A 5282-nucleotide genomic window follows, 5' to 3' on the forward strand; every position below is an offset into this window, starting at 1 on the left:
TGGATCGTCGGTGACGCTGATGCCCATCAACAGGTCGGCCGTCGCGCGGACGTTGTGCCGCCTGACGCCCTGGGGTTTCAGCGGGGCCACCAGGATCCGGTGCGGGTTGCGCGGCCGGTCGATGACGGACAGCCGCGCGTCGCCGGGGCCGTGGAGCAGAGCACCGTGATGGAGGTCGTAGTTGCACAGCGCGGTGTGGGCGGGGTCGCAGTCCCAGAGCCGGTCGGCGGCCGGCCGCTGGTCCTCGAAGGAGGGGTAGGCTTCATCCTCGCTGATCCAGGTGCCGGGCAGGTGCTGGGCGAGGGCGGTGGCGAAGGCGGACAGGTCGGCGGCGGAGGTGGGCATGGGCTCCTGATGCGGGGTCAGCGGGTACGGCCGGGAGCCGGTGCGGATGACGGGGGTGCGGCGGCCGGGGGTCGGGGCACGCCGGGGGTGGTGGCGTGGGGGTCGGCCACGCCTGGCTGCCAGCTCAGGCGCGGGGGGCTGGCCAGGGCATGGATCCGGTCGACGACGACGTGCAGGTCTTCGCCGAGGGCGCGCACCGTGGCTGCGGCTTCCTGGAGGTCGTCGTGCAGGTCCAACCCCTCCTCGCGTCCGGAGTCGTTGGCCTTCTCGGCTGCTGCCTCGAAGAATTCGGCGAGGCGTTCGAGGAGTCCGTCGATCGGTTCCAGGACCTGGTCGACGAGGTAGGCGGCTTCCTCGTACGACGCGCTGGCGTTGAGCTGATCCGTCAGGTCCAGGACGTGGCGGCCGAGTAGGTAGTGGCCCGCTGGATCTGTGGGTGTGCTGGGCAGAGTCATTCGTAGCGTTTCGGTGTCGTGCTGGTCCTGGTGGAAGCCGTAGCCGTACCAGTAGTTGCGGACCTTGGCGGGCACACTGTCGGACGGGGTGGCGCAGGGTGCTCCGGGTGCCAGGTGAGGTTCACGATGTAGGTGACGGCATGCGGTGCGGCGGAGCTGGAAGTCGAGTGAGTGGTGTGCATCGTGAAGTTGCAGGTCGCGCGTCTGGTGTGAGGGGCGGGCGGGACGCTCACGCTGGCTGTCGGCGAGTGTCCACGGTGAAGATCGTTTGACATGCCGTTCGGGGCCGCCCTTGGGCCCTGCTGCGCCGCGGCAGGAGCTCGTGATCGCCGAGCGGGCCCTGAACCGGCTGGCCGAGCAGGACCGCGCCGCGGCGGAGAGCGCCACGGCCGTCGCCCCGACGTCCGCCCGGGAGGAGGCAGGCTCGGAAGAAGCCTGCCCGCGGCTGGGCGAATAAGCCGAGTCCCACCGGCCGAGCTGGCCTACGAGGAAGACTCGGGGCTGTCGTGGCCGAACTGCCGGTGCCGGGTCATCGAGCGGCGAGGACGTGCGCCCACGGCTCATCGATGTCGGCCAGACCCAGCACGGCGACCACGTTGTCGAGCATTCCGGCACCGAACCAGCGCCGCACGGCGTCGTCGTCGCCCAGCAGTTGCCGGACGGTGTCGACCTGTTTGGCGTAGCACCGGCGCACGGCCTCTGCTACGAGCGGCTCGCCGACGGCGCAGTTGGCGTGCATGAGGAACCGGAGGATGGTGCGGTCCGCGACGAGCGCGGCGTAGCCATCACGCGCCGCTGCCAGGGCCGCCGCGGGTGCCAGTTCGGCCCCGTCTGCCGCCGGCGAGTGTGCGAGCAGGGTTTCGGTCATCACCACGGACACGTGGTCGACCGCCGCGGCGAACAGTGCTTCCTTGTTCGGGTACAGGCGGTAGAGATATGGCTGGGAGACGCCGGCGCTCGCGGCCAACTCGTGCGTCGTCGTGCCGTAGAAACCCTTCTGCGCGAAGCAGTCGATCGCGGCGGCCGTGAGGACACGACGCCGTTCGTCGCTCTTCGTGCTGGTACCGGGGGCAGGCATGGGCGTCAGTCAAACACCGGCCGCACTCAGCTGCCAAAAGTGACGCCGCGGTCGGGCTCGGACGGCGCGTCGTTAGGCGTGAGTGCCTCGATCGCCAGCAGCGGGTTCCAGTAGTCCAGGTAATGGGTGATGAGCCCGTCTTCGTCGGTGCGCACGAGCGAGATGCACTCCTGCTCGTACGGCTTGCCGGTCGGCAGTGCCATGCCCTTCGAGCGGAACTCGGCGATCGCGAGACTCGGATCGACGGTGTCGTGGAACGCCAGGCCGACGAATTCCACGTCGAAGGTCTCGGGGAAGTTGCTCATGTGCGCAACCAGGGCGTCGTGGCCGGTCACGTGACGCGGCACACCGGCCGGCGCGTACGGGAACTCGAGCACCGCGTCCGGGGCGAACAGCTTCACCCACTCGTCGGTGCGTCCCGCGGCGGTCAGGCGCAGGTGCTCGGCCACGGCGTGCTGCGCGGCGGTGAGGCGGTTCGCGCCGTCTTCCTTGACTGTCATCTTCACTCCTGCATTAGTGGTCGACCTATAACCTACCACCACGGCAGCCCGTGCCGGAAGCCGAGCAGAGGTAACGCCAGGGGATCCCGGCCGTTCACGTACGAGACGGTGCCCTGGACAGACGCCACTCGACGGCAGGCGGCAGCCCGGTGCCGTGGGTGCCCGTCATGTTTCAGCGAAGATCGTCGGTCACCGGGAGACTTCGCGGTTCGTCAGGACCAGCAGGGCCCTCACCAGCGCCGTCGCCCACCTCGGGTCGGTGCGTACCTTGCCGAGCACGCGCCAGTTCTTCAGGTGCGCGAAGCCGTGTTCGACCGGGGCCCGGACCGCGGCCAGCGCCTTGTTGGACAGCTTCTGGCCCCTGGTCAGGGGCCGGTTGCGGCCCGCCTTGTAGCCGGTGATCACCGCCGGGTCCTCGTCCGGGCCGCCGTCGTCGAGACCGACGAAGCCCAAGTCGGCGACCGCGCCGAGGCCGGCCGCGCGCAGATGGGCGGTCAACCTGTCGTGGCGGCAGGCGGTGATCTCCGAGGTGCGTCCGGGCCGGACCGCGCTCACCCAGACCAGGCGGCCCTTGTCGTCGGTGAGCGCGATCACGAGCAGGCCGTGGCACTTGTCCTTGCCGGAGTAGTTCTTCCGGTTCTCGGTCCCGGTGCGGCGGCGGGTGCGGATCAAGGAGCCGTCCAGCAGGACCACCCCGCCACCCGATCGGGCGATCTTCTTCAGCGCGCGGTCCAGGCGCGGGGCGCGGGCGGCCAGCAGGCCGACGACTTCCCGCACCCACCGGGACACTGTGGTGCGGTGCACCCCGTTCCCGCCAGCCAGGTCGCCGGGCCTCTGGTCACAGCGCAGCACGGCCAGCACGATCCCGGCGATCTTTCCGGCGGACAGGGTCCGCCACCGTGATCCGATCTTCTTCAGGTGGTCGCGTATCAGGTCGGCGAGCCAGTTCAAGGTCGTGCTCGACAGCGGCAGTCGGGCGGTGTAGACAAGACCGTCGGGGCCCTCGGCGAAGCTGTTGTTTTTCTTCACACCAAACTCAACTGCCGTCGGGGGCCCTCCAGTTACGCCACTGCGGCGTGCCGGTCCAGCACCGCTACAGCCGTGCGGTGAACTTCCCGTCGGCGCGTTTGTGCAGCCAGCCGCGGTCCGCGAGCTTGACCAGCTTCGCCCGCAACGGCTCCAGCTTCCCGCGCGCCTCCGCCTGAAGGCCCAGCTCTTCGCCCACTGCCCGCACCTGCACCGGACCGGCGGCGGCCCGCACGATCGCCAGGATCCGGCGGTAGTCGTCGGGAAGCGCGGCCTCGTCAACGCTGTCGCCGCGGTGCGGGACCAGCAGCACCGCCCGCCCGCCGACCTGCGCCGTCGCCGGTGCGACGGCAGCCCGCTCCCCGGCGATCTGCTCGGTCAGCCGCGCCAGGACCCGCTCGGCGACCGTGAGTTCGTCCCGCTCGGCCCTCACCTGGTCCAGTTGTTTGGCCAGCTGTTCTTCCAGCCCGTCCAGTTCCGCGCGGCGCGCGGCGATCCGTTCCAGCACCTCGGGGTCCACCATGCACGGGAGCGTAGGAGCCTCGCGGGCCGGAGCGGACCAGAACCCGCGAAGACCTCCCTGCCCGATGATCTACGCGGCAGACTGCCGCGCGCGACCAGCACGAGCACCGGGGCACGGAATCACACCAGGCCCGCGACCTGCCACTTCACGATGCACACCACTCAGTGCTTCAGGGCGGCCACACGTGCATCGTTGCAAGTGAGTTTGTCGCGCGGGTAGTTGCTGCTATCGGCGGCGTTGTAACGGTAACGGGCGCGCACAGGGTTACCCCGTGCGGTGGATGCTTTGTCTCCATTTGGCAACACCCCTGTCAAGTTTCTACTCCGCGGCTCACAATCAGGGGCACTGTGCCTCGGTCAGCGCCGAGCCAGAGGAAAATACTGCAGGGGGACCGAATGGCTGCGCCAGATCCAGTAGAGCCAGATGACATCTACAAGTCCATCCTGGAGACAATATTCGGACCCGACAGTTTCATCCTCTATGTCGCGGTCATCGGGATGGCCCTTCATGCCTGGTTTACGTGGGCAAGATCAACACACAGTGGTCTTCGGATTCTTTACGCGAAAGCCTCTGAGATCCCTGCAGCTGTACGTCTGATGTCTGTCGCGTCGTTGTGCGCAGCACTTGCGGTGCAGACTGTCTTCCTGGTCCTGAGCTACTTCCTCGCTGCCCACCTGCCGAAGGCGATCGCAGAGACGGAAAGCCCCGCCGACGTGGACGTTGCGATGTGGCTGAATGCCCCTGAGTCGCCGCTCCGTGAAACAGCCTTCCAGATTTTCTTCGGAATCACAGTATTGTTCGTCATATTCAGCTGGTGGGCCAGTTCCAATACCAAAGCAAGGTGCACCCCTGTGGCCTTCTGGGTGGGCATTTTTGGATTAATGTCCGTGCTCGTGTTGTTCTTCAGTGCGGACGGCAATAGCCAAATGAGCCTGGTGGCCTTGATCTACTTTCTGACCACATTGCTTGCTCTCTACGCCCCTGGATGGTGCGCGAGGCGTGTACCGAGTCGCCGGTGATCGCTCGCGCGTCGCCCGGGACAAGCCTCAGGGCGCATAGGCCGGGAAGGCGTTGGATCCGTGGTGTATGCGGGCGTCGGTGTCGAAGAGCGCCAGCTCGTGGGGGTGCAGGAGGTGCTGCACGATGAAGCTGCGTCCCGCGACTTTCCACAAGCCCCGTCCGCGGTTGAGGTGGGAGATCGCGTCGGTTTCCACCGAGGTCAGGCCCAGCAGAGCTGCTGCGGCGTGGAGTTGGTCGGTTTCCTGCCGGTAGATGATGCGGGTAGAGCAGTCGGCGAGGAGTCCTTCGGCGAGGGCGCGTCCGCGGGATCCCACGTCGCCGGCGGTGAGCAGGTC

At 67.9% G+C, this 5282-nt stretch carries 7 protein-coding genes and 2 pseudogenes; 2 read left to right on the forward strand and 7 right to left on the reverse strand.

Annotation, left to right across the window (positions count from 1 at the left end; translation table 11 throughout):
- Both ABZ855_RS48070 and ABZ855_RS48075 read right to left on the reverse strand, forming a co-directional pair.
- Positions 1-345: pseudogene (locus ABZ855_RS48070) on the reverse strand (hypothetical protein); the annotation flags it as partial.
- A gap of 17 nt (positions 346-362) precedes the next feature.
- Positions 363-875 (reverse strand): hypothetical protein, encoded by a 513-nt coding sequence (locus ABZ855_RS48075; protein ID WP_360820339.1) that lies wholly within the window; start codon positions 873-875, stop codon positions 363-365.
- Positions 876-1122: 247 nt separating this feature from the next.
- Between ABZ855_RS48075 and ABZ855_RS48080 the strand changes: the two genes are divergently transcribed.
- Positions 1123-1257 (forward strand): hypothetical protein, encoded by a 135-nt coding sequence (locus tag ABZ855_RS48080; protein ID WP_360820342.1) that lies wholly within the window; start codon positions 1123-1125, stop codon positions 1255-1257.
- A gap of 72 nt (positions 1258-1329) precedes the next feature.
- On the opposite strand, the gene ABZ855_RS48085 is transcribed toward ABZ855_RS48080, so the two are convergent.
- The 4 genes from ABZ855_RS48085 to ABZ855_RS48100 form a co-directional block, all read right to left on the reverse strand.
- Positions 1330-1878, reverse strand: a complete 549-nt coding sequence (locus ABZ855_RS48085) for a TetR/AcrR family transcriptional regulator (RefSeq protein ID WP_360820345.1) — start codon at positions 1876-1878, stop codon at positions 1330-1332.
- Positions 1879-1904: 26 nt separating this feature from the next.
- Entirely contained in the window at positions 1905-2378 is a 474-nt protein-coding gene (locus ABZ855_RS48090; RefSeq protein WP_360820348.1) for a nuclear transport factor 2 family protein, read from the reverse strand.
- Between the two features lie 189 nt (positions 2379-2567).
- Positions 2568-3407, reverse strand: a complete 840-nt coding sequence (locus ABZ855_RS48095; RefSeq protein ID WP_360820351.1) for a transposase family protein — start codon at positions 3405-3407, stop codon at positions 2568-2570.
- 64 nt (positions 3408-3471) lie between these two features.
- Entirely contained in the window at positions 3472-3927 is a 456-nt protein-coding gene (locus tag ABZ855_RS48100; RefSeq protein WP_360820354.1) for a hypothetical protein, read from the reverse strand.
- A 395-nt stretch (positions 3928-4322) separates the two neighbouring features.
- Between ABZ855_RS48100 and ABZ855_RS48105 the strand changes: the two genes are divergently transcribed.
- Positions 4323-4946, forward strand: a complete 624-nt coding sequence (locus tag ABZ855_RS48105) for a hypothetical protein (protein ID WP_360820357.1) — start codon at positions 4323-4325, stop codon at positions 4944-4946.
- A gap of 27 nt (positions 4947-4973) precedes the next feature.
- Here ABZ855_RS48105 and ABZ855_RS48110 read toward each other — a convergent pair.
- Positions 4974-5282: pseudogene (locus ABZ855_RS48110) on the reverse strand (hypothetical protein); the annotation flags it as partial.

It is taken from the genome of Streptomyces sp. NPDC047042, from assembly GCF_040644035.1.
Taxonomy (GTDB): Bacteria; Actinomycetota; Actinomycetes; order Streptomycetales; family Streptomycetaceae; genus Streptomyces.